The sequence below is a fragment of the Pseudomonas fluorescens genome (genome assembly GCF_018614655.1).
Lineage (GTDB): Bacteria > Pseudomonadota > Gammaproteobacteria > Pseudomonadales > Pseudomonadaceae > Aquipseudomonas > Aquipseudomonas fluorescens_BX.
This window is the reverse complement of record NZ_JAGGOG010000016.1, coordinates 25,190-48,689: the sequence shown is the minus strand read 5'-3', so window position 1 is coordinate 48,689 and position 23,500 is coordinate 25,190. Positions and strand designations below refer to the sequence as shown.

Sequence of the window (23,500 nt, the reverse complement as noted above, 5' to 3'; positions counted from 1 at the left end):
GATCTGCACGCCCACTGGAGCGATACCCAATAATCGCTGATTTTCTTCGATTTTCCTTTCCCGATTTTCCGTGTAAGCAGCCGCTTGTATACATAAAGGCCGGTCACTAAGCTGACTTCCTTTTTGATGTTGCCCGGAGTCCTCCCATGTCCCGAAGTATCGCCCACTTCGCTCTGCTGCTGGGGTTGATCACGGCTGTCGGCCCCTTTGCCATCGACATCTACCTGCCCGCCCTGCCAACACTCGGGGCCAGCCTGCAAGCGACACCGGCAGCGGTACAAATGAGCTTGACGGTGTTCTTCATGATCATCGGTGTCTGCCAACTGTTTTACGGACCGATCAGCGATGTGTTCGGGCGCAAGCTACCCATCTATGGCGGCCTGCTGATCTTCACGGTGGGCAGTATCGGCTGCGCGCTGGCACCGAACATTGAGGTGTTGATTGGCTTTCGTGCCGTGCAGGCGTTCGGTGCGTGTGCAGGGATGGTGATTCCCCGGGCAATTGTCCGCGACTTGTACACGGGCCATGAAGCGGCGCGGTTGATGGCCTTGCTGATGCTGGTGGTGAGTATTTCGCCGATCCTGGCACCCTTGGCCGGTAGTCTGATTATCTCGGTATGGAGTTGGCGAGCGATATTTGCCGTGCTGGCCGTGGCCGCCGTATTGTGCCTGGTGATGACCATCGTGCAACTGCCCGAAACCCATCCGGCCGAGCGCCGCCTGGGCAAAACCCTTGGCAACGCTTTCGGCAGTTACGGTGCCTTGCTGCACGACCCGGTATTCACCGGCTTGTCGGTGGTAGGCGGTTTTGGCCTGGCAACGTTTTTCGTGTTCATCGGCAGCGCACCGTTCGTCTACATCGAGTACTACGGGTTAACCCCCACCCAATTCAGCCTGTGCTTTGCCCTCAACGCCGCATCGTTTTTTGCCCTTAGCCAGTTGACGGCCCGCTTGAGCGCACGCTTTGGCCTGGCCCCACTGATTCGCTGGTCAGTAACGGGTGTGGCGGCTGTCATGACCTTGTTGGCGCTGACGACGCTTTGGGGCAATAACCTGCCGTTGATGATGGTGCTGCTGTTTATCGGTTTCGGTTTTCTCGGTTTGCTGCTGCCCGCTGCCGGCGTGTTATCTCTGGAGGATCATGGTGCCGTAGCAGGTTCTGCGTCTGCGCTGTTGGGCGCCATTCAAATGGTCACCGGCGCCGTGGCCATGTCCCTGGCCGGTTTGTTTGCCGACCACACCCCGGCACCGATGTTGATCGGCATCGCACTGTGCGCAATAGCGGCGGTGCTCACCACCACGTGGACGCTGCGCCGCTTGCCTGCGCACCTGCAACCTCAGCCACGCATGTAACCGCCATCCACGTCCATGATTTCGCGGGTGACAACACTCGCCGCATACGATGCCAAGAAACGCACGGCTGCGGCGATATCCCCAAGCGTCCCAACCCTCTGCGCACTACCTCCCTCGCCGAACAAAACACTGCTCTACCACCAAGAGGTCAAGCAAAGTCGATGGCTGTTACTGCGCAACAAAGAAAACCTCAAGGCGGAACAAACTGTTCATCTCGCTGAGTTGTTGGCAGCCAGCCAGCCGCTGTCGACGGTCTATTTGCTCAAGAATGCTCAAGGCCGCCTTTCCCGGAAAACAGTGAAAAACCTTTTTATGCCTGGAGAAAAGTCCTGCGCCCGGCCGACGCACTTCAGGATACCGGCAAGCTGGGAGCCCTCACCCGCTGGTCCGCCAAATCAATAGTCAAATCGTAGCTCGGCGGGCTGCCCAGTGTGTCGCTCAGGTTCATTCTCAACGGTTTGTTCATATCCACCCCGTACTCGAGGTCGGCGTTGACCCGTTTATGGGTATGGCTAAGTCCTGCATTGCTCGAAAAGCCGATATTCGTCATTGCCGGTACCGACAGGGCATGGGACTGGCTCGCGGTATGACTGAGGCTCATACTTTTGATACGCAGGTTCTCACGGTTATTCAGGGCACTTTTGATCAGCGGCTCCGGGTTGTCACCGTCGAAAATTTTGCGCTCGATGGCACGCAACACATCCGGCTTCAACTCCAGGCCGACTCTTACCGAGGTCCCCTCACCGTTCTGCAATTGGTCGAGTACTTGGGCAAACTGTGGATCATCCTTGAGCCACTGCACAATGGCAGCCTTATTGGCCGGTGCAACATCGTTCAGCCAGGCATGCTGCCCATTGTCACGCAAGCCAACAGCGGTGACCGAAGCTTCAACCGACGCCAGTTGGCGAAGCCCGTTCTGCTGCAGGTACTGCTGGTGAGTCAGCTTATCCAGTGACTGGGCAATAGCATGGTAAGCCTCGGGTTTTGTCGACACCGGTGGATGGCTCGCGAGGAAATGCTGCAGCTTGGTCAATTGCTCACCGGGTGTATTGCCCGAAAGCCCCAGAGCGCCCAGGTCCTGCCTGAACGCCGGGGAGTAACGTGACAAGCTGCTGACAACGCCGTCAATCTGCAATTGTGTCACCGGCTCAGGCTGCTTGAAGCTGAAGCTGAAACCCCGCGATTGCGTGCGATCAAACTTCACCATGAACGACACCTCGGGTAGCGCGAACGCAGCGACGTTAGGCGCACCGCCGCCCGGAATGCCCATCGCCACCATATTGAGGGGAGCAACGTTGACACCTACACCGCCCAGCCTGCCAAGTTGCAGATTCGCTCCGCCACTGTGGCTGGTACTTGTCGCGCCACGGCTGGTGGACTGGCTATTGTCTGCGTGCGCCACGTTGAGGCTACCCACCACACCAATGCCGGCTCGAATCACCGTAGCCAGCTCGTTGATGTCCTCTTGGGGGTTGTAGAGCAAACGCAATTGCGCCACCCCATCCAGGCTGAGATCAGCGTTGTTTTTCGAACTTTTACCCGCCACATGTGCCTGCCCCAAGGCCAGCAAGTCGTAGACATTGCCTTGCTCTCCCATGAGGATCGACATCATCTTCGGAAAGTCCGCTTCCTTCACATCAAAGCTGATGGTCGAGCCGGTATTTCTTGCTACGGCCGCAGTCACTTCCGCGGCGACTCTCAGCCCCGGTCCCACGGCTTGCACTCCTCGCCCCAAGGTCAGCCCCGAAGCCACCGAAGCCGCCAGTCGCCGGGTGTCATCCATGCTGATTTCAACCCTGGCGCCTTTATCGGTTCGACTGATGCTGACGCCGTTGGCATGGGCCTTGGAAACCCCCATGAAGAACTCCACCGGTGCCACGGGTTTTATTCCGGTCACCATGATGCCAAGGCTTTTACCCTGGGTACGGCCCGAGGCCAGGGTTTGGCCACTACCCAGCTGCTGCACTTCCCGGGTCATTGCTTCTTTGAGGCCGGCATCGGCCGGTAAACCCAGCAACCGAGTAAGATGCCAATGAAGAGCGGACCCTGGTGTTCCAAGGTCCTTGGCCAACGATTTGAAGTTCTTGTAAAGGGTTTCTGCCTGGTCATAGCTGGCGATGTTCTGAGTCGACAGTTTATGCACAGGGCTCTGGTCATAGGCCTGCATCACGGCTTTCAGGGATTGTTCAATTCTCGCCAGGGCACTCGGGCTATGACCTGAGGCAGTCTCAAGCTCGACCGCCAGATCGGTAAGTTGCTTGAGGGTGCTCGCATGGTGAATCAGATCACCCTCAATTATCGCCGAGGGATGGTTGAGATCACGCTTGCGCTCGGGGTCCCATTTCGGAAGCGACAAGGCCTGGCCCTCGTAATTGGCAAGCAATGCAGCGGTGGGTTTCTGCGAGGACGGCGAGACCCTTTTGAAAGCCTCATAGAGCTGATGAAGTGTCGACCCTGCTTGAGTGGTCGCCCGGTTTAACCCTGGCTTGGGATCAACGAGAAAACCATGCACATCCCCCAGGCGTCGAGCGGTCGACTCACTGTTTTTCTCCACCTGAACCAGCGCACTGCTGATTGACTCGGCCAGCGCCTGGCGTGGCCCGGCCTCACCCAAGGAAGCGAGGCGGCTGCCAAGATCAGCAGATACAGGCCGGGAACGGGAAAGCGGCAAGAGTTGTTCATGCAGATGCTTGTCGTCTGCGTAGACACTCGCCAGGCCCTCGCGTCCGTTTAAGTGTTGCTGAACATCCATGCCCATTTGCTTGAGGCTTTCCAACGGATGAAAGTGCGCTCTCAATCCAGAGAGAAAACCTCGATTGCGTGGCACACCGTCACTGGTTTGTCCCATCACGTTACTGCTGACGGCCAAGCTGCCACCCGGGAACTGTGCGCGCAGTTGAGCGCCTGCCAGCTTCTCGGCCAATGACTGACCAGGCGCATGTGACGAGGGCATTGGCCCCCACTCCATTGCCCCCTGGACAGAAGCCTCCAATCGAAAGAATCGATTATCCCAACCACCAATCAAGTGTTTATCAGACCCCGTGCGCAAAGAGTCCAGCCGTTGGTCATCCGGCAGGTTGACCTTGGTCCAGGTCTGCGTTGCCTTAAGGTTGCCCTGCCAGTCTTGACGATCCAACCGAAACAACTCGCCGTTGCTGCTCTGGGCATAAAGATTAGCCTCATGATCCAAAGCCAATGCTTGCACGGCGACAGGGCTGGAAAACGCCAACCGCGTGGTCACGCCATCCAGGCTTACCTGAAGCTGATTATCTTGGTCAGCCGTTATGAACGTGCGGCCATCCGCCACGGCGAACGCCGTGATATTGCGCTGTTTATCCCCTGCCAATACTTCATCAAGCAGGACCTGCGGCCTAGGCTTGGGAACAGACGACAACTCGTGGCTGGCCCCCTCATGGATCGGCGCCCGAACTTGCTGGATCGCCACCGCCTTCAGCTGTCCTTCCTGCAATACATAGGCACGACCATCCAACCCTCGCTCCAGACCTTGAATACCCTTCTGTGGGCTGCCTTCCCAACGTTGCGCCGCGGCATCCCAAGCCAACAGGTTGCCGGCATCAAACGCGACTTTTCCGCGCTGCCCGAGATCAACCGCCCCCGCCAGTGCCTGTTGGCTGAGTTGCGGCAAGCCTTTCTCAATGCCCTTGACCAGCACATCACTGAGGTTCCACTCCGGTCTCAGCGGATCCGTACCGGTCAGTGGAGCACTATGCAGTTGCTGGCGTGAATCCCGTACCAAGGCATTGAGTTGTCCCGCATCGTCATGGAAAAAACCCTCGACGCTGACCGGCCCGCTTAATGTCCGCTCCAGTGATTCAACTGGTTGTCGGGTCATTGTCAGCACACCGGCCCGGGATGGGTGCAGATCAGCACGCAGCAACTCGCCATAGGTGTTGCTCGCATAGAGAGTATTTCCGGACAGCCCTATGCGCGTCAGCTGCAATGGGGCACCGGCCTCATCCAACGGGCGCAGGGTTTGCTCGCCAGCACCTTGAAGATGCAAGACCGAAACACCCTGGGCGTGACTCAAGGAAACCGCAGCCCGACCCTCGGCGCTGCCGTCTACCACGCCCTCGGGCAATTTCAGCAACTGGCCCTCCCGGGTCAGGCCAATACGACTGAGCGGGCGGTTGTCGGCATCGGGAAGCCAGGTGTTGACCTGTGGCTCAAAGCGATACAGGCGTCCGTTCGCCAAACGGAACTGCTGACCATCAACAGTGGTTTGCACCTGGCTGATCTGTCCGAGATGGGCCCTGCCGGAGCTCGCCGGAGGCTGTACCGATCCCTTGGCGGCCGCAGCAGGAGGAACGTGCTTGAACACCGCTGCAACGGCAGGTGTGGACTGGATATGAAACAGATGTTGCCGATCATCTTTGATACGCAACGTGTTTGTCCCTGCCTCGGCGGGCCCCTCGGCAACATACTGCCTGTTCATTCCATTGAGCTGTCGCGCGATATCCTGACCCACCACTGACGCGTCAGTCTGCACCCCTCCGTCCTTGAGCCTGACGTCGAATAACATCGAGCTCGGTTGCAGCGATTGATAATGGGTCAATTCGACAGGTGCCGGGGCATTCCTGTCTTTTGATGAAAAATCGCGGACAGTACGGTTGCCACGCGCCTCCTGAGGAAGCCTCTCAGAGGATGGCGCCACCGCCAGCCCAATGGCATTATGTCGCGAACCAACCACGCCCTCTGCCTCTAGATTCATTGCAATCTCCTGAAAGTCCTGATTGCAGTACCTAGTGAACATTTGAAGCTTTTGGTTCCACATCTTGTACTCGCTTCGCTCCCTCGCGCCCTAGTTCGTCTGGCTGCCGCTGGCCCTCTCAAGGCGCGGACAGATCACGGCGCAATCAATTACCACCCTGCCGCACAAAACACTGCTCGATCACCAACCGCCCCCACTGCTGCCCTTCCTGTTCCGTCTGCAGCACAAAGCCCGCGTCTTCATAGAGCTTGCGTGCCACATCAAGCCCCTTGAACGTCCACAGCCGAACCGCGGCAAAGTGCTGTTCATCACAAAAGCTCAGCGCCTCATTCAACAAGCGCTTACCCAATCCATGGCCTTGGGCCGGGGGATCAAGGATGAAACAGCGCAGTATCGCCTCGCCATTTTCGCCCTCACCGTCAATCGCAATCGAGCCTACAATCCGTCCTGCGTCCAGCACCGCCCAGACCTCATTGCGAGGGTTGGCCAAACGCCCCATCAACTGCGCCATATCGGTGGCCACCAGGCTTTCGAAGGGTTGGCCGAAGTCGGCGTGCCTGGCGTAGTAATTGGCGTGCATTTCAGCAATCCGTCCGATCACACCCGGTCGATAGCCTCGAACAACGCTGAAGCGCTGTGGTGTAGAAGACTCGCCCCCCAATCGGTGCACCCGCAAAGCATCCGCATAGTGTTCGATGCCCTGACTCACCGCGTGCTGTTGCTCAGCCGACAACAGCCCGAGCGCATCCCCCACCTGGCGCCTGGCAAACGCCTCAATCTCTCGCAACGTGCTCGTGCCTTGCATCGTGAGGCGCAGTACTTTCGAGCGAGCGTCGTCAGCGTTGGCGAACTCTTCAATCTCGCCCGCCTCGATCAGCTTGCGAACCATCCGGCTCACCGAGGATTTCTCCAACCCCAGCAGCTCCACCAGCTCACCTGCGGTCAGTGAGCCACGCTCTCCCAGTTCCACAATGGTGTGCACCGATGAAGGCGGGTAGCTGGAAGCTGCCAACCTCGGTTGCATGAAGCCCAGCTCTCGAACCATGAGACGGGATGCCGAACGGATTTGATCAATGAGATCCGCTTGAAAAGTATTCACAGGGGGCCACCTTCATCTGAACCACACATGTAGTTGTGCGAAGCAACTATATGGCTAGAGGTTGTATCGCACAACCATTTCTCACTTTTGACGCTCGCCCTTCCCCACTGCTAGTGTCCGACCTCCCTTACATGCAAGCCATGACTGACCTGTTAGAGCGTTACCCCAAGGACAACAGATCATTCTCAAAATGAACGGAGTTCATCGCGTGTTTTCGATTCCCCGCCGTCAACGGCTTACCACCCTCTCGGTGATAGCCGCCGCCCTCACCCTCGCCGCCTGCCATAGCGCCACCGCCCCGGAACTGCCACCGGCACCGGAGCTCGGCTCAGGCTATCGCACCGACATGAGCACCCGTCACGCCGAGCGCCATATGGCTGCTGCTGCGAATCCGCTGGCGGCCGAAGCCGGACGAGAGATCCTGCGCAAGGGCGGTTCGGCCATCGATGCGGCGATTGCCATGCAAGCCGTGCTGACGCTGGTGGAACCGCAATCCTCAGGCATCGGCGGCGGGGCCTTTATCATGCTGTGGGATGGCAAGCAGGTGCACGCCTACGACGGTCGCGAAACCGCACCGGCGGGCGCCACCGAGCGTCTGTTTCTGAAAGCTGACGGTTCACAGATGTCGTTCCCCGAGGCACAGATTGGTGGCCGCTCGGTCGCAACGCCCGGCGTATTGCGCGCGTTGGAAATGGCGCATAAAAAGACCGGCCACCTGCCATGGGCGGTCTTGTTTGAACCGGCCATTCACCTGGCCGAACAGGGCTTCCCGATTTCCCCACGCCTGCACAGCCTGATCGCCGCCGATCGCTACATCACTCGCTCGCCAGAAATGGCCGCCTACTTCCTCAACGCCGATGGCACCCCCAAAGCTACCGGCACACTGTTGAAAAACCAGCCGTTGGCCAATGTACTCAAGCGTATCGCCAAGGAAGGGCCGGATGCGCTTTACCACGGCGCGATTGCCGAAGAGATCACCCGCAAGGTCCAGGGCAACAGCAACGCCGGCAGCCTGTCGCTCAATGACCTCAAGGGCTACACCGCCAAAGAGCGCGCACCGCTGTGTACTGACTACAAGCGCTGGCAAGTCTGCGGTATGCCACCACCGTCTTCGGGCGGGATCGCCATTGCGCAAATCCTCGGCACCTTGCAGGCTCTGGAAACCCGGGACCCGCGCCTGGACCTGGCACCGCTCAAACCGGTGAAAATCGATAGCCCGGCTGGCCTGGAACCGATGCCGGAAGCGGTCCATCTGATCGCCGAGGCCGACCGCCTGGCCTATGCCGACCGTGCGCTGTACGTCGCCGACTCGGACTTCGTGCCCGTACCGGTTGCCGGCTTGGTTGCGCCGGATTATCTCGCCAGCCGCGCCGCGTTGATCGGCGATCGCAGCATGGGCGTTGCCAAACCCGGCAAGCCGGCGGGGATCCAGGTGGCTTATGCACCCGACCGCTCACCGCTGCGCATTTCCACTTCACAGGTGGTGGCCGTGGACGATCAGGGCGGTGCTGTGTCGATGACCACCACGGTGGAGGCGGCCTTCGGCTCGCACGTCATGGTCCAGGGCTTTTTGCTGAACAACCAGATGACCGACTTCTCGTTCATCCCCGAAGAAAACGGCCAGCCGGTTGCCAACCGCATCGAACCCGGCAAACGCCCGCGCTCATCCATGGCCCCCACGCTGGTGTTCGACCGCCAGAGCGGCGAGCTGCTGGCCACGGTCGGCTCGCCGGGTGGTTCGCAAATCATCGAGTACGTCAGCAAATCCCTGGTGGCCATGCTCGACTGGAATCTGGACCCGCAAGCCGCCGTCGGCCTGCCTAACTTCGGCAGTCGCAATGGCGCCACGGAGTTGGAGCAAGGGCTGTTCAGCCCACAACTGAAGCAGGCACTCAAGGACAAGGGCCACGCCCTCAGTGAAATCGACATGACCAGCGGCGCCCAGGCCATCGTTCGGGTGCGCGATACCCAAGGTAAACCTTCGTGGAGCGGTGGCGCCGATCCTCGGCGTGAAGGCGAAGCGCTGGGAGATTGAACCTTGCAGGGTGACGATCGCCCCCATCGATCGACACCCTGCCTACTCGTTTTATTGAACGGAGAGAGCAGCGTGCATCAGGCAAGTAACCTCGGCGCCATCCCCGGCGTCGACCACGGCTTTTGCTCAATCAACGACCCCTTGCGTCCTGACGACGTGTTCTTCTGCAAGCAGGCACATACCGCGACGATCATTGAATGGCACCGCGATCAGGTGGCCAATACCATCGAGGCCGACGGCGTTTTCACCCGCGACAAACACCCCATCGCCGTGATCACCGCCGACTGCCTGCCACTGCTGATTGCTTCGAAAGAGGGAGAGTTAGTGGCCGCGCTCCACGGCGGCTGGAAGGGCCTGCAAGGAGGGATCATCGCCAACGCCATGCAGCGTTTTGCCGCCGAAGGGATTGCCCTGGACCAACTGCAAGTCGCCATCGGCCCGTCGATCAAGCCCTGCTGCTACGAGGTGAGTGAGGCGTTCATCGCCCAGTTGCAAGCGAGCCAAGGCCACTTGTGGCAAGACGGTGAAGCACCGTGGACATTCGAACAGCCTGCGCCGATGCTGACGCCGACTATCACACCGCCCGAGGCACGGCAGGCGTTGAGCGCGTGGTTTGACCTGAGCCAATACGCACTGATTCTGCTGCAAGCGGCGGGGGTTGCACGCCAGCAGGTTGAGGTCAGTGAGGTGTGCACTTACTGCACGTCAAACGCGTTTGCCAGCTATCGCAGGCGGACTCATCACAGCGAGGAAAAGAAGACGTTATTGTATTCGTGGATTGCGCGTACAGCAGGTGGAGCGAAGCAAATCTAGTGTGGGACCCGACAAGCCCGCTCTTATTAAACTTAAAATAACTTACTGAGTTTAAAGGGTTAAAATTTCACCCTAAAGTCTTGAGTCCTGCATAAACAATTTCAGGCGACCGCATTCTTGTGGCGAGCGGGCTTGTCCCGCGTTGGGCTGCGCAGCAGCCCCAAAACCAGGCGCAGAGGAGTGCCTGATACACCGCATTCGTCTTCATCAGGGGCGCTTCGCACCCCAACGCGGGACAAGCCCGCTCGCCACAGAGGTCCCAGTTTGCTGCGCGACAGCGCTACGTCGAAGAGGTAGTGGGACCTCCCACATTAGTTCTTCGTTGCCTGGGTGATATCGCTCGACCCAGCCAAGCCTGACTTTACCGACTGATCTTCAACCCCTTGCGCCCCGCATGCCGCTCCAGTGCCAAGTCAATCAACCGGCTGACCAACTCGCTGTAACTCATCCCGGCGGCCTGCCACAACTTGGGGTACATGCTGATACGGGTAAAACCCGGCAGTGAGTTGATCTCGTTGATCAGCACTTCACCGTCATCGGTGAGGAATACATCCACCCGCGCCAGCCCGGCGCAGCCCAGGGCTTCAAACGCTTCGATGGCCAAGGCACGAATACGCTCGCTGGCCTCGACGCTGATATCGGCCGGCACGACCACCTGGGCGGCCTGGCCGTCGATGTATTTGCTGTCGTAGGAATAGAACCCGTCACGCACCACGATCTCACCGCAGGCGCTGGCCTCCGGTCGGTCGTTGCCCAATACGGCGCATTCGATTTCCCGGCCCTTGACCGCCGACTCCACCAGTACTTTTTCGTCAAAACCCAAAGCCAACTCAATCGCTGCGTGGTACTCGGCTTCGTTGCCGACTTTACTCACACCCACGGAGGAGCCTTGATTCGCCGGTTTCACGAACAGCGGCAGGCCGAGCTTGTGCTGCGCTTGCTGGAACGAGGTACGCGCCGCGTTGCCACGGTTGAGGGTAATGAATGGCGTGACAGCAATCCCGGCATCGCGCAGCAGGCGCTTGCTGATGTCCTTGTCCATGCACACGGCCGAACCGAGCACGTCGGAGCCCACAAACGGCAAGTCCGCCATGCGCAGCAAGCCTTGCAGGCAGCCGTCTTCGCCGAGGGTGCCGTGGACGATGGGGAAGATCACATCGACGTGTTCCAGCATTGTCTGGCCGGACGTTTCCACCAGTTGCTGGCTGGCCTTGCCCGGTACCACCGCCAGTTCGCGGTTGGACTGGTTGAGGGCGATCAGCGCCGGGTTTTCCTGGTTGATCAGAAAGTTCGAGGTGTCATTGAGGTGCCAATGGCCGGCCTTGTCGATACCAATCAGGATCGGCTCGAAGCGCGAGCGGTCCAGCGCATCGACGATATTGCGCGCCGACTGCAACGACACTTCGTGCTCGGTCGAACGCCCACCAAAAATAATACCTACCCGCAGCTTGCTCATGTCCGGCCTCGCATTGAACGTGTTCTGAAAAGTCACGCTACTTAACACGAGGCTCGCCCGAACTTAAAGAGGCAGCGCGATTTTCGCAGCCTGTGCCCGCTCGGAAAGCATCACGCTGGTGGGCAGCATCGACAGCACGTAAGCACCGCGCTCGGCGCTGCCAAGGTTGGCGATGAACGTCAGGGGTGAGTCCCGGAACTCGAATATGAGGTTGAAGGTGCCATAGGCGCTGCGCACGTCCACCTGGAGTATCGAGGACAGCGGCCGCTGCCGCTGCCGCAAGACTCGATACACCAGGCTGTCTCCGTCAATCTTCAACACAGGATTGAGGTTGTTGCTGGCGAGCGCCACCCAAGGCAATACACGAATACCGACAAACGTCGCCAGTACCGGGATGTTGGCACCATTGAGACCGGTGCCTGGTGCATAGGCCGTGGTCGCGCAAGCCCGCGGCTTGTTCAAGTGCTTCCAGACCCGGTAGACCACCCACAGGGCGAAGGCCTGGACGCCAATAACCAGTGGTGCCAACACAATGTATTCCCACTCCATGGTCTTGACTCCGTTTCAGCGAGTGGTCACCAGATGCGCCCCGAACAACACATAACAACTGCCGGCAAAGCGATCCAGCCACTTGCGCGAGCGGCTGTAGAGGCTGGCCATTCGTTCACTGGAAAACACCAGCGCCACGCAGGAGTACCAACTGAATGACAGCGTCGCCATGGTGATCACGGCCAAAGTCAGCAACATCGGCGAGGGTGACGGCGGCATGGTGGAAGCAAAGATGGTGGCGACAAATAACGCGGCCTTGGGGTTGGACAGATTGCCCAGCAAGCCCAGGCGCCAGGCAGAAAACAGCGAGCGTCGGGGTTCGTCCGGCAACAGGCTCTGACTCATGGCAGGCGTCGAGCGTTTGAACAGTTTCAACCCCAGATAAATCAGGTAGCAGCCGCCGATGATTTTGAACGCCAGATACAACATGGGAGCGGCGGTGAACAGCGACTTGATGCCCAAGCCACCCGCCAACCCCCACATCACGGTGCCGGTGGCCACGCCTGACGAGGCCACCACACCATGGCGGCGCGAACAGCTGGCCGCCAGTTGCGCGGTGTTGAAGAAATTGGGCCCCGGCGTCACCACCGCGACGGTCCAGAGCAGGGCCAGCGACATCAGCGGTGTGGCGTAGGCCGGATTGAAAAATTGCATGGGGTTGCACCGGGTCAGTACATGAACTGGAATCATAGGCCACGCCCAAGGGGCTGTCTGCCCACGCCGCGCACAATCGTACAAGACCCCGGCAGACAGTGGATTCAGACTGGGTTAACGTGTTTCCACCTCACCTTGCGACAAGCCACCATGGGCAAACCGACTTCCAACATCGACTGGCTGCACCGCGCGCCCCACGCCAGTGGCCTGGAGCGTATCGAGGCGTACTTTTCCGGGTTCGGCTTCGATCCCCATCGCCACGACACCTATGCCATCGGTCGCACCCTGTTCGGAGTGCAGAGTTTTCATTACCGCGGCAACAAAACCCACAGCCTGCCCGGCACCACCATGGTGCTGCATCCCGACGAAGTCCATGACGGTTGGGCCAGCAGCGAGGAAGGTTTCAAGTACCGGATGATTTATGTAGAGCCGGCGCTGATCCAGCAAATCCTCGGCGGCAAGCCGTTACCGTTTGTCCATGCTGGCTTGTCCCGCGATCCGTGGTTGTACCGGGCCAGTGAAGTGCTGCTGCAAAGCCTGGACTGCCCCATTGATCCGTTGCAAGAGCAAGACGCGCTGTTTGACCTGGCCCAGGCCCTGAACAACGCCTCAGGGATCAGCGTCGTCCGCAAGACCTTTGATTACCGGGCCGCCGAACGTGCCCGTGAGTTTATCCACAGCGCCCTGGGCCGGCCCGTCACGCTGGAAGAGATGGCCGCGCACAGTGGTCGTGACCGTTGGGCGTTGTCGCGGGATTTTCGCCTGTTGTTCGGCACCAGCCCCTACCGTTACCTGACCATGCGCCGCCTGGACCTGGTGCGGACCTTGATCGGCCAGGGGCAATCGTTGGTGGATGCTGCGCTGACGGCCGGGTTCACCGATCAGAGTCACATGACCCGGCAATTTCACAGCACCTTCGGGTTGCCGCCGTCGCGGTGGGTGAAGATGCTCGGGCGCTGAGGCGCGATCTGATAAACCCCTGTGGCGAGGGGGCTTGCCACAAGTACCTTAAGAGGTTTCAAGTACTGGGCCTGAATTCACCACCGCAGGCTTGAGCCGCAACGCCAGCACCGCCCCCGCCAGGGCAATCGCCGCACTCCACCACAATGCCAGTTCAATGCCAGATGCCTGACCCGCGCCGGTCCCACCACCGGCATTGGCCATAGACACCAGCAACGCCAACCCCAATGCCCCGCCAATTTGCTGGCTGGTGGACGCCATCCCCGCCGCCACGCCCTGCTCTCCCGGTTTGATGCCAAGACCGGCAGACACCCACATGGCGGTCCACGTCATGCCCTGGCCGACACTCAGGATCAAGATCCCCGGCAGCAACGGCCAGAATCCCGCCCCACTCGGCAACGCCAGGCACACCAATGCGATGCCCAGCGCACCGGCCAGTTGGCCGCTGACCAGGGTCGTGCGCAAGCCAAATCGTACCAACGAGCGTTCGGCCAGCCAGATGCCCAGGGTGCACACCAACGTCGCCGGCAAGAACGCCAACCCTGACGCCAACACGCTGTAGCCGTAGATCTGCTGGTAGTACACCGCCAGAAAGTAGTACTGCACGCCGAAGCTACTCATGAACACCGCCGTCAGCACCATCGCCATGCGCAACTCGCGATAGCCGAACAAGCGCAGCGGCATCAGCGGGTCACGGCCCCGGTGTTCGATCCAGGCGAAGAGCCCGAGCAACACCAGCGCCACCAGCATGCAGCCCAACGTGGCAGGCGCCGTCCAGCCCCACTCCGGCCCTTGCACCAAGGCAAACACCAACAGGGTTGCGCCCACTGTCACGGTCAACGCGCCGCTGAGATCAAAACTGCGTCCGTGAGCGCGCTCCCCGTCGGCAGGAATCCAGCGGCGCGCCGCCAACGCGCAAGCGCCCGCCAATGGCACATTGACCAGAAACACCGCCTCCCAGCCCCACCATTGCGTCAACACCCCACCCAGCAACGCCCCCAGAGCCAAGCCCGCCGCCGACGCCGCGCTCCACACCGCAAAAGCCCGGTTGCGGGCCGGCCCTTCAGCGTAATAGGTGTTGATCAGCGCCAGGGTCGCCGGGAACAACAACGCGCCGCCGACACCCTGCACCGCCCGCGCCAACACCAGCAGCAACGCGCTGCCTCCCAGCACCGCCGCCAGCGATGACAGCGCGTACAACGACTGGCCAAGCATGTACAAACGCCGCTTGCCCAACAGGTCCGCCGCCCGACCACCCAAGAGTAGAAAGCCGCCAAACGCCACCGTATAGGCGCTGACCACCCATTGCAGTTGCTGGACAGAAAACCCGAGGTGGCTGCCGATTTGTGGCAGGGCGACAAACACGATGGTTGCGTCCAGGGCGATGATCAACTGCGCCGTTGCCAGCAGCGCAAGCATCCAGCCCGAAGGTCGCGTCAAAGGAGTAGCGGGCATCACAGCATCCTGTCCGAAAATGAAGTGCGGCCAGTGTCTTTCATGCGCCACAGATGATAAATAGCCCTATCACTCTTTCAGTAATGACTTTAATCATGGATCTGAACGCTGTTCGCCTGTTGGTTCGAGTTGCCGAGACCCGTAGCTTTACCCGCGCGGCCGGTGACCTGGGCCTGACGCAGTCGGGGTTGTCCCGGGCCATTTCCCGGCTGGAAAACGAGTTGGGTGTGCGCCTGTTGCAGCGCAATACCCGCAGTGTCAGCCTCACGCCCGATGGCCAGATGCTGTACGAGCGCAGCGCCCCGTTGCTCGCCGAACTGGCGGAAGCCGAACGGCAGATGCTGGACCGTCGCTGCTCGCCGTCGGGGTTGCTGAAGATCAGCACGCCGTCGCTGTTCGGGCGCAAGGTGGTGATGCCGGTAATTGGCGAGCTGACCCAACGTTTCCCTGACTTGTGCATCGAAGCGGTGATGACTGACCGATTGGTGGACATCGTCGACGAAGGCTTCGACGCCCTGCTGCGCACCGGTGAAATCCAGGATCAACGCCTGATCGCCCGGGCACTGGCGCCGCTACGCTGGGTCACGGTCGCCTCGCCCGCGTACCTCGCACGTTTTGGTGCGCCGCAAACCGTCGATGACCTCAAGCACCACAACTGCCTGACCGTGCGCAACCTGCGCAGCGGGCGGCTGGTGGAGTGGCAGTTCATGCTCGATGGAAAAGTGCGCGATGTCAGCGTCGAGGGCCGGCTTATCTTCGATATCGGCGACGCCTTGGTGGACGGCGCTGTCGGTGGTTTTGGCATCGCCCAGGTGATGGACTTCGCCGTGCGTGAAGACCTCGCCGCCGGCCGTCTGGTGCCGTTGCTGGAAGACTTCGCCGGCCGCAGCCGGGCGTTGTCGCTGGTCTATCCGCCCTCCCGGCAATATTCACCAAAGCTGATGGCGTTTGCCGAGGCGCTGAGCCAGGCCCGGTGGTAAGCCTCAGACGTCGAGCTGGCGCCCAACCACCGGCTGGCCAATCGTCAGGAAATTCCCGCCCGCCACATGGTGCAAGGTGCGCAGCGCATCCTGGCCTTCGAAGTGCCAACGGCCATCGCTGAACACTCGCTCGTCGGCCTGGGCGGCGATCACTTCGGCGAGGAACAGGTCATAGGTCTGCTGGTTATGCGGCTCTGGCAACAGGCGGCATTCCAGCCAGGCCACGCAGCCTTCAAGCATCGGTGCATCGGTTTGCTCGCCAGTGAATGCCTGCAAGCCATAGGCTTCGAACTTGTCCCGATCGCTGCCGGTGGTGTTACCCACGGTTTGCACAATATCGGCCTGGGCCACGCACGGTACGTTGAGCACAAAGCTACCTGCGCCTTCGAGCAACTGCCGGGTCCAAGTGGCCTTGTCCAGTACCACGGCGACTTTCGGCGGTTCGAAATCCAACGGCATGGCCCAGGCGGCCGCCATGATATTGCGTTGCCCATTGTGGGCGGCACTGACCAGCACGGTCGGCCCATGGTTGAGCAAACGGTAGGCCTTGGACAGCGGGACGGGACGACGATAGGTAAGGCTCATGGACGGTCTTCCGGTGCTCGGGGAAAATCCAACGATACCTGAAACTTGAATCCACCGGCCGGATCATGAGATGAAGGAGGCACAAGTGACACTGACCACGAGGCTTGCCAAGGATGAACCTGACATTGACGCCCCCACAGTGGGATGACATGCACGAAATGCTGGCGTTCGAGCTGGCCAACCGGGCGTTTTTCGAAAGCTGGATCAATGCTCGCCCGGACGCTTACTACAGCGTCGACGGCGTGACCCGGGCCATCGAAACCGCTTTGCAGGAAGCTCGCGAAGATCACACCTACCAGTACCTGGTGCGCGAGAACGGCCTGTTGGTGGGGCGACTCAACTTCACCCAGGTGCGGCGCCGCTACTACCATTCGGCGTCCCTGGGCTACCGCATGGGGGCCGAGTATACCGGCCGCGGCCTGGCTCGGCAGGCGGTAGCCCTGGGGTTGCAGAAAGCCTTTCAAGACCATGGATTACTGCGGATCGAAGCCACGGTACGTCCGGAAAACCTGGGCTCGGTCCGGGTGCTGGAACGCAGTGGTTTTACTCAGTACGGGCATTCACGCAAAAGCTTTCTGCTGCATGGGCAGTGGTTCGACATGCTGCACTTTGAAATCCACGGCAGCGCTTAAGTGGCCAACTGAAACTGGCAGACGGTCCCACAGCACCGGCTACTTTCTACGCATTCTCAACTGCCGTTATTACGGCACATGCCCATCACCTGATACTCCAGAGTATTGAGCTTGCCGGTGGAGTCTTCGTAGGTCATGCGCGACGGCACCACCTCGCACGCACGGATCGGCGGCGTCACATTGACCACCTTGGCAATGTCCAGCTTCATGCCGTAGCGATAGGCCTGAACCTCGGGTGCGGGCTTGCCGTTTTTCGCGGCATACAGGGCCATGGCCTTCTGGTTGTTGTCCATCAACTGGGTAAAGGTACGATCACCACCGCCCTCGGCCATTGCGCCGAACGACAGGGCCAGGACCAACGCGCCTACTGTGACGGTTAGGGTATTCATGGGGTGTTCCTCGTCTGAAATATTCAGTACCGAGGTTAACGAACCAACCCTGTCAGGAGCGTCACTGAAAGATTACTTATCCGTTATATGCGACCGAACTTCCAAAATTGTAATCCTCGCGCCACCTCGCCGTTATCTCGTGTTTGCAACTATCAATCTGGGCCAAACCAACAATAACGCCCACTTAATAAAAGGCTGATAGCTGCCAATAACGAGGAGCGAAACATGTGCACTAACCACAAACTTTCCCTTTCATTCATTGCGGCCCTGGCGGGTTGTACGCCACTGGCCGGCATGGCCGTGGAAGAGCAACCTGAAGGGTTTATCGAAGGCAGTACGTTGAACGTGCTGGCCCGTAATTTTTACTTCAACCGCGATGACCGCAAGGGCCAGTCCAGCCCCACCGGCAACGGGTATTCGCAAGCCTGGGCCCAGGGCCTGATCAGCAAGTTCGAATCCGGCTTCACCCAGGGTACCGTCGGTTTTGGCCTGGACGCCTTTGCCATGTATGGCCTGAAACTGGACTCGGGCACCGGCCGCAGCGGCGGCAAGGGATCGTTCGGCGTGCTGCCGGTGGACAGCGACAACCGTCCCGAAGACAACTACAGCAAGCTCGGCGGAGCCCTGAAAGTGCGCCTGCTGGATACCGTGATTAAAGCCGGCGATGTATTCCCGCAAACGCCAGTGGTGCATTACGGTGATTCACGGTTGCTGCCGGAAAGCTTTCGCGGGGTCACCGCACAAAACACCAGCTTTGACGGCTTGACCCTGCAAGGCGGGCGTCTGCATGCCATGAGCCAGCCCAACGCCAGCGGCATGAACAATGGCTTCGCCACCTTCTACGCAGGCAAGGTCGACGCCCCCTGGGTCGGCTACTTCGGTGGCGATTACCAAGTGAACCCGAATGTCAGCGTCAGCCTTTACAGCAGCCGCTTGAAAGATGCCTGGGATCAATACTACTTCGGTACCGCGGCCAGCTATCCGCTGACGGATGAGGTGTCGTTGTTCGGCGGCTTCAACTATTACAACGCTCAGGACGAAGGCAAGAAGCTGCTGGGGCAATTCAATAACAACATCTGGAGCGCCAAACTCGGCGTGAAGATGGGCGCCCATAAACTGGCGCTATCGCACCAGCGCAACAACGGTAATGACGACTTCGATTACCTGCGCCAGTCGGACTCGATCTTCCTCGATAACTCGATCCAGTACAGCGACTTCAACTCGCCCAAGGAGCGTTCGTGGATGGTCACCTACAACCTGGACATGCAGCCCTTCGGCATTCCCGGCCTGTCCTTCATGACCCGCTACGGCAAAGGCACCGGGGGCGACTACAGCAACGCCAACTCGGTGTACATGCGCCGCGATGCGGCGGGTAATCCGTTGACCGATCAACGTCGGTGGGAGCGGGATATCGAGGCCAAGTATGTGGTGCAAGGCGGCAACCTGAAGGATCTGTCGCTGCGGGTTCGCCAGGCGACGGTGCGCTCCAGTGCCTTTGAATCGGATCTGGAAGAACTTCGCCTGATCGTTGAATACCCGCTCGCCATCCTCTGATACACCTCAGCGGCAAGTGCTTACATTCACTTGCCGTTGACCTACATCTGTTCACAACTTGCAGCCTGTCAGAACTGTAATATCGCCCTCACCTTCTCGTTAAGTTGACCTTCATATACTGGCCGCATCGCCCAGCCGAGGTTTGTTTTCAACTAACGGCACAGGCCTTGTCTGGAGAACATTTATGAAACTACTTAACGTGTTATTCATCAGTTTGCTGGGCACCCTTTCGACCGCAGCGCTGGCTGACGACGGCAGCGACCGCTCCAAGCAGTTCCTCGCCGAGTTTCGCCAGCAACAGCAGCAGATCCATGGTTCAGAAGCTGTGGCCCAGACGCCGTCCGCAGAGGCCGATAAAACCTCGAAAGAGGCAATCTGAACGGCGCACACCGAGCACATTCATCTCTGAAGCTTTTGTGTAGCTCCTTTGGAAAGAGATGAATTTTTAACGCCCCGATTGGGGCGTTTTTTTTGCCCTTTGTAGCCGCTGCCGAGGCACGAGGCTGCGATAAGGGCCGAAGGACCTTCAGCGGTTTCAAGAACCTGGCGTCTGCTACGCAGCCGATCGCAGGCTACAGGATGGCTGCATTTAATCTGTAGCCGCTGCCGAGGTACGAGGCTGCGATAAGGGCCGCAGGACCTTCAGCGGTTTCAAGAACCTGGCGACTGCTGCGCAGCCGATCGCAGGCTGCGCCAGCGGCTACAGGTGATCGACATGGCCCTGTAGCCGCTGCCGAGGTACGAGGCTGCGATAAGGGCCGCAGGACCTTCGGCGGTTTCAAGACCCTGGCGTCTGCTGCGCAGCCGATCGCAGGCTACGCCAGCGGCTACAGGTGCTCGACATGGCCCTGTAGCCGCTGCCGAGGCACGAGGCTGCGATAAGGGCCGTAGGGCCTTCGGCGGTTTCAAGACCCTGGCGTCTGCTGCGCAGCCGATCGCAGGCTGCGCCAGCGGCTACAGGTCAGTCGCTCACGGGCTCTTCATCCCGCCGATGCGCCCAGTAGTACAGCGCCGGCAATACCAACAGGGTGAGGATCGTGGACGAGATAATCCCGCCAATCACCACCGTCGCCAGCGGCCTCTGCACCTCAGCACCGGTCCCTGTGGCCAATGCCATGGGAATAAACCCCAGGGATGCCACCAACGCCGTCATCAACACCGGCCGCAACCGCGTCAAGGCCCCTTCATTGATCGCCACCGATAACGTACGTCCTTCCTCCCGCAAGTTACGAATGAAGGCAATCATCACCAGCCCGTTGAGCACCGCCACGCCGGACAAGGCAATAAACCCCACCCCCACCGAGATCGACAGCGGTATATCGCGCAACCACAGCGCCATGATCCCACCGGTCAGCGCAAAAGGAATCCCGGTAAACACCAGCAGCCCATCCTTGAGGTTGTTGAACATCATGAACAACAGCCCAAACACCAACAGCAATGCCACCGGCACCACGATGCGCAAGCGTTCGGAGGCTTCTTTCAGTTGTTCGAATTGCCCGCCCCAGGTGGTCCAGTAGCCCGCTGGAATTTTCACCTGAGTGGTGATGGCCGTCGCGGCCTCTTCGACAAACGAGCCTATGTCACGTCCACGCACGTTGGCACTGACGATCACCAGGCGCTTGCCGTTCTCACGGCTGATCTGGTTGGGGCCAAGTACCAGGTCCAGGCTGGCGACTTCCGACAAGGCGATAAAACCAATCTGCCCACCGGCATTACTGGCCAACGCGGGTATCGGGATCAACAACCGTGACAACCCGTCGATATCGGTACGCAGGGCGTCGGACAAGCGCACGACCATGTCGAAACGCCGGTCACCTTCGTACATCGTACCGGCCTGACGCCCTCCTACCGCCACGGCGATGGTGTCTTGCACATCACCCACATTCAGGCCAAAACGCGCGGCCTTGTCGCGGTCAATATTGATGGTCAGCACCGGCAACCCGGAGGTTTGTTCCACCTTCACTTCCGAAGCACCTTTGAGCCCCTGCAAGGTCTCGGCAATTTCCCCGGCGGTCGTGTTCAGCACCGCCATGTCATCGCCTAATACCTTCACCGCCACATCACTGCGCACCCCGGAAATCAGCTCGTTGAAGCGCAGTTGAATCGGCTGCGACAGCTCATACACGCTGCCCGGCACAATCGCACTGGCGCGCTGGATATCGGCGATGATGGCCTCGCGAGACTTCTTCGGATCGGGCCATTGATCCTTCGGCTTGAGCATCACATAGCTGTCGGAAATATTCGGAGGCATCGGGTCCGAGGCGATTTCCGCAGTACCGGTACGTGCAAACACGCGCTCGACTTCCGGTACCTTGGCCAGCAAGGTTTTTTCCAACTGCTGCTGCATCTGGACCGATTGCGTGAGGCTGGTGCCCGGCACACGCATGGCCTGCTGGGCAAAGTCGCCCTCACTGAGGCTGGGGATAAACTCACTGCCCATGCGACTGGCGACCGCGCCCGACACCACAATGGTCAGCACCGCCAGACCAAAGGCCAGCGGACGGTGCACCATCACCCAATCCAGCACCGGTGCATAGGCCCGGCGTGCGGTGCGCATCACCAGGTTTTCTTCTTCCTTGACCTTGCCGGTGACAAACAGCGCAATCGCTGCCGGCACGAAGGTCACCGAGAGAATCATCGCCCCGAGCAACGCAATCACCACCGTGAACGCCATGGGATGGAACATCTTCCCGGCCACCCCGGTGAGAGCGAAGATCGGCAGGTACACCACCATGATGATCAGTTGCCCGAAGATCAGCGCCCGACGAGCTTCCTTGGCCGCCGCAAACACTTCATGCAGGCGCTCGCTGCGGGTCAGCAGCCGGCCATGGCGCTGCTGGGCATGGGCCAGGCGGCGGATGGCGTTCTCGACGATCACCACCGCGCCGTCGACGATAATCCCGAAGTCCAGCGCCCCGAGGCTCATCAGGTTGGCGCTGACCTTGTTGGTGAACATTCCGGTAAAGGTGAACAACATCGCCAGGGGAATCACCATTGCGGTGATCAATGCCGCGCGGATATTGCCCAGGAACAGGAACAGAATCACGATCACCAGCAGTGCACCTTCGAAGAGGTTTTTCTTCACGGTGCTGATGGCTTTTTCCACCAGGTTGGTGCGGTCATACACGGTGACCGCCACCACGCCTTCGGGCAGCGAACGGTTGATCTCTTCCAGTTTTTTCGCCACCGCCTGGGACACGGTGCGGCTGTTCTCGCCGATCAGCATGAACACCGTACCCAGCACTACTTCGCGGCCGTTTTCGGTCGCAGCGCCCGTACGCAACTCACGGCCGATGTCGACCTGGGCGACGTTGCGCACGCGAATCGGCGTACCGTCGACGGTGTTGATCACGATGTTGGCGATGTCTTCAATGGACGCCACTTGCCCTGGCGCGCGGATCAGCAATTGCTCACCACTGCGCTCGATATAACCGGCACCGACGTTGGCGTTGTTACGCTCCAGCGCGGTGACCAGGTCGGTCAAGGTCAGGTTATACGCCGCCAGGCGTTTTGGGTCCGGGGCGATCTGGTATTCCTTGGCAAAGCCGCCAATGGTGTTGATCTCGGCCACGCCCGGGACGTTGCGCAATTGCGGCTTGATGATCCAGTCCTGGATCACCCGCAGGTCTGTCGGCGTGTAGGCAGTGCCATCCTCCTTCCGGGCGCCGTCCTCCGCTTCCACGGTCCACAGGAAAATTTCACCAAGCCCGGTGGAGATCGGCCCCATCCTCGCTTCGACCCCTTCGGGCAATTGCTCACGGGCTACCTGCAAACGCTCGTTGACCAATTGCCGGGCAAAGAACAGGTCAGTGCCGTCCTTGAAAATCACCGTCACCTGAGACAAGCCGGAGCGGGACAGCGAGCGGGTCTGTTGCAATCCCGGCAAACCTGCCATGGCCGTTTCGATGGGAAACGTAATGCGCTGCTCGGTTTCCAACGGCGAAAACCCGGCGGCGGCCGAGTTGATTTGTACCTGGACGTTAGTAATGTCCGGCACCGCGTCGATGGGCAGTTTCTGGTAGCTGGCGATGCCGACACCGGCCATCAACAGCACCGCCAGCAGCACGATGATGCGCTGCTCGATGGCAAATTGGATAAGGCGCTCAAACATGGGAAATCACTCGCAGAAAAGGCGTATCAATGCGCAGGGTCCAACAAATCGTGAGGCCAGCGTTGCGTAGCAGCTGTCGAGCCCAGGCGAGGCTGCGTCCGCGGTTTATCTGACACACCGGGACATCAGGCTCTACGACTGCTTCGC

Annotated in this window: 18 protein-coding genes and 1 pseudogene; 9 read left to right on the top strand and 10 right to left on the bottom strand. The window is 59.9% G+C overall.

Annotated features, from left to right (window positions below; all coding sequences use genetic code 11):
• Positions 1–146 precede the first annotated feature (146 nt).
• On the top strand, positions 147–1,352 hold the full coding sequence (locus tag J7E41_RS16130) for a multidrug effflux MFS transporter (RefSeq protein ID WP_214994309.1): 1,206 nt from the start codon (positions 147–149) through the stop codon (positions 1,350–1,352).
• Here J7E41_RS16130 and J7E41_RS28435 read toward each other — a convergent pair.
• Positions 1,337–1,417 carry a hypothetical protein gene (locus J7E41_RS28435; protein ID WP_353049410.1) on the bottom strand — a complete coding sequence of 27 codons (81 nt, stop codon included), beginning with the start codon at positions 1,415–1,417 and terminating at the stop codon, positions 1,337–1,339. The genes J7E41_RS16130 and J7E41_RS28435 overlap by 16 nt on opposite strands.
• 82 nt (positions 1,418–1,499) lie before the next feature.
• Between J7E41_RS28435 and J7E41_RS28545 the strand changes: the two are divergent.
• Positions 1,500–1,637: pseudogene (locus J7E41_RS28545) on the top strand (transposase); the annotation flags it as partial.
• 64 nt (positions 1,638–1,701) lie between these two features.
• Here the strand turns inward: J7E41_RS28545 and J7E41_RS16115 are convergent.
• Positions 1,702–5,754: an AvrE-family type 3 secretion system effector gene (locus tag J7E41_RS16115; RefSeq protein WP_251029533.1), complete on the bottom strand. Its 4,053-nt coding sequence runs from the start codon at positions 5,752–5,754 to the stop codon at positions 1,702–1,704.
• Positions 5,755–6,226: 472 nt separating this feature from the next.
• Complete coding sequence (locus J7E41_RS16110; RefSeq protein WP_214994757.1) at positions 6,227–7,126, bottom strand: bifunctional helix-turn-helix transcriptional regulator/GNAT family N-acetyltransferase; 900 nt, start codon at positions 7,124–7,126, stop codon at positions 6,227–6,229.
• 262 nt (positions 7,127–7,388) lie between these two features.
• On the opposite strand from J7E41_RS16110, the gene ggt reads away from it, so the two are divergent.
• On the top strand, positions 7,389–9,215 hold the full coding sequence (ggt, locus tag J7E41_RS16105) for a gamma-glutamyltransferase (RefSeq protein ID WP_214994302.1): 1,827 nt from the start codon (positions 7,389–7,391) through the stop codon (positions 9,213–9,215).
• A 72-nt stretch (positions 9,216–9,287) separates the two neighbouring features.
• Positions 9,288–10,028, top strand: coding sequence for a polyphenol oxidase family protein (locus tag J7E41_RS16100; protein WP_214994301.1), 741 nt, complete (start codon positions 9,288–9,290; stop codon positions 10,026–10,028).
• A 361-nt stretch (positions 10,029–10,389) separates the two neighbouring features.
• Here J7E41_RS16100 and ddlA read toward each other — a convergent pair whose 3' ends face one another.
• From ddlA to J7E41_RS16085, 3 genes are all read right to left on the bottom strand, one after another.
• A complete protein-coding gene (gene ddlA, locus J7E41_RS16095; RefSeq protein WP_214994300.1) occupies positions 10,390–11,484 on the bottom strand; it encodes a D-alanine--D-alanine ligase in 1,095 nt (364 codons plus the stop codon).
• 63 nt (positions 11,485–11,547) lie between these two features.
• A complete protein-coding gene (locus J7E41_RS16090; protein ID WP_214994299.1) occupies positions 11,548–12,033 on the bottom strand; it encodes a hypothetical protein in 486 nt (161 codons plus the stop codon).
• A gap of 15 nt (positions 12,034–12,048) precedes the next feature.
• Positions 12,049–12,687 (bottom strand): LysE family transporter, encoded by a 639-nt coding sequence (locus tag J7E41_RS16085; protein ID WP_214994298.1) that lies wholly within the window; start codon positions 12,685–12,687, stop codon positions 12,049–12,051.
• Between the two features lie 150 nt (positions 12,688–12,837).
• Between J7E41_RS16085 and J7E41_RS16080 the strand changes: the two genes are divergently transcribed.
• Positions 12,838–13,647 carry an AraC family transcriptional regulator gene (locus J7E41_RS16080; protein ID WP_214994297.1) on the top strand — a complete coding sequence of 270 codons (810 nt, stop codon included), beginning with the start codon at positions 12,838–12,840 and terminating at the stop codon, positions 13,645–13,647.
• 48 nt (positions 13,648–13,695) lie between these two features.
• Here J7E41_RS16080 and J7E41_RS16075 read toward each other — a convergent pair whose 3' ends face one another.
• Positions 13,696–15,102, bottom strand: a complete 1,407-nt coding sequence (locus J7E41_RS16075; RefSeq protein ID WP_214994296.1) for an MFS transporter — start codon at positions 15,100–15,102, stop codon at positions 13,696–13,698.
• 95 nt (positions 15,103–15,197) lie between these two features.
• On the opposite strand from J7E41_RS16075, the gene J7E41_RS16070 reads away from it, so the two are divergent.
• Positions 15,198–16,082 (top strand): LysR family transcriptional regulator, encoded by an 885-nt coding sequence (locus tag J7E41_RS16070; RefSeq protein ID WP_214994295.1) that lies wholly within the window; start codon positions 15,198–15,200, stop codon positions 16,080–16,082.
• Positions 16,083–16,085: 3 nt separating this feature from the next.
• Here J7E41_RS16070 and J7E41_RS16065 read toward each other — a convergent pair whose 3' ends face one another.
• Positions 16,086–16,667 carry a flavin reductase family protein gene (locus J7E41_RS16065; protein ID WP_214994292.1) on the bottom strand — a complete coding sequence of 194 codons (582 nt, stop codon included), beginning with the start codon at positions 16,665–16,667 and terminating at the stop codon, positions 16,086–16,088.
• Positions 16,668–16,780: 113 nt separating this feature from the next.
• Here J7E41_RS16065 and J7E41_RS16060 point away from each other — a divergent pair, with 113 nt between their 5' ends.
• A complete protein-coding gene (locus tag J7E41_RS16060) occupies positions 16,781–17,299 on the top strand; it encodes a GNAT family N-acetyltransferase (protein ID WP_214994291.1) in 519 nt (172 codons plus the stop codon).
• A gap of 56 nt (positions 17,300–17,355) precedes the next feature.
• Here the strand turns inward: J7E41_RS16060 and J7E41_RS16055 are convergent, their stop codons facing one another.
• On the bottom strand, positions 17,356–17,688 hold the full coding sequence (locus J7E41_RS16055; RefSeq protein WP_214994290.1) for a DUF2790 domain-containing protein: 333 nt from the start codon (positions 17,686–17,688) through the stop codon (positions 17,356–17,358).
• A 225-nt stretch (positions 17,689–17,913) separates the two neighbouring features.
• Between J7E41_RS16055 and J7E41_RS16050 the strand changes: the two genes are divergently transcribed.
• Both J7E41_RS16050 and J7E41_RS16045 read left to right on the top strand, forming a co-directional pair.
• Positions 17,914–19,242: an OprD family porin gene (locus J7E41_RS16050; RefSeq protein WP_214994289.1), complete on the top strand. Its 1,329-nt coding sequence runs from the start codon at positions 17,914–17,916 to the stop codon at positions 19,240–19,242.
• A 184-nt stretch (positions 19,243–19,426) separates the two neighbouring features.
• Entirely contained in the window at positions 19,427–19,621 is a 195-nt protein-coding gene (locus J7E41_RS16045) for a hypothetical protein (protein WP_214994288.1), read from the top strand.
• 582 nt (positions 19,622–20,203) lie between these two features.
• On the opposite strand, the gene J7E41_RS16040 is transcribed toward J7E41_RS16045, so the two are convergent.
• On the bottom strand, positions 20,204–23,353 hold the full coding sequence (locus tag J7E41_RS16040) for a CusA/CzcA family heavy metal efflux RND transporter (RefSeq protein WP_214994287.1): 3,150 nt from the start codon (positions 23,351–23,353) through the stop codon (positions 20,204–20,206).
• Positions 23,354–23,500 lie beyond the last annotated feature (147 nt).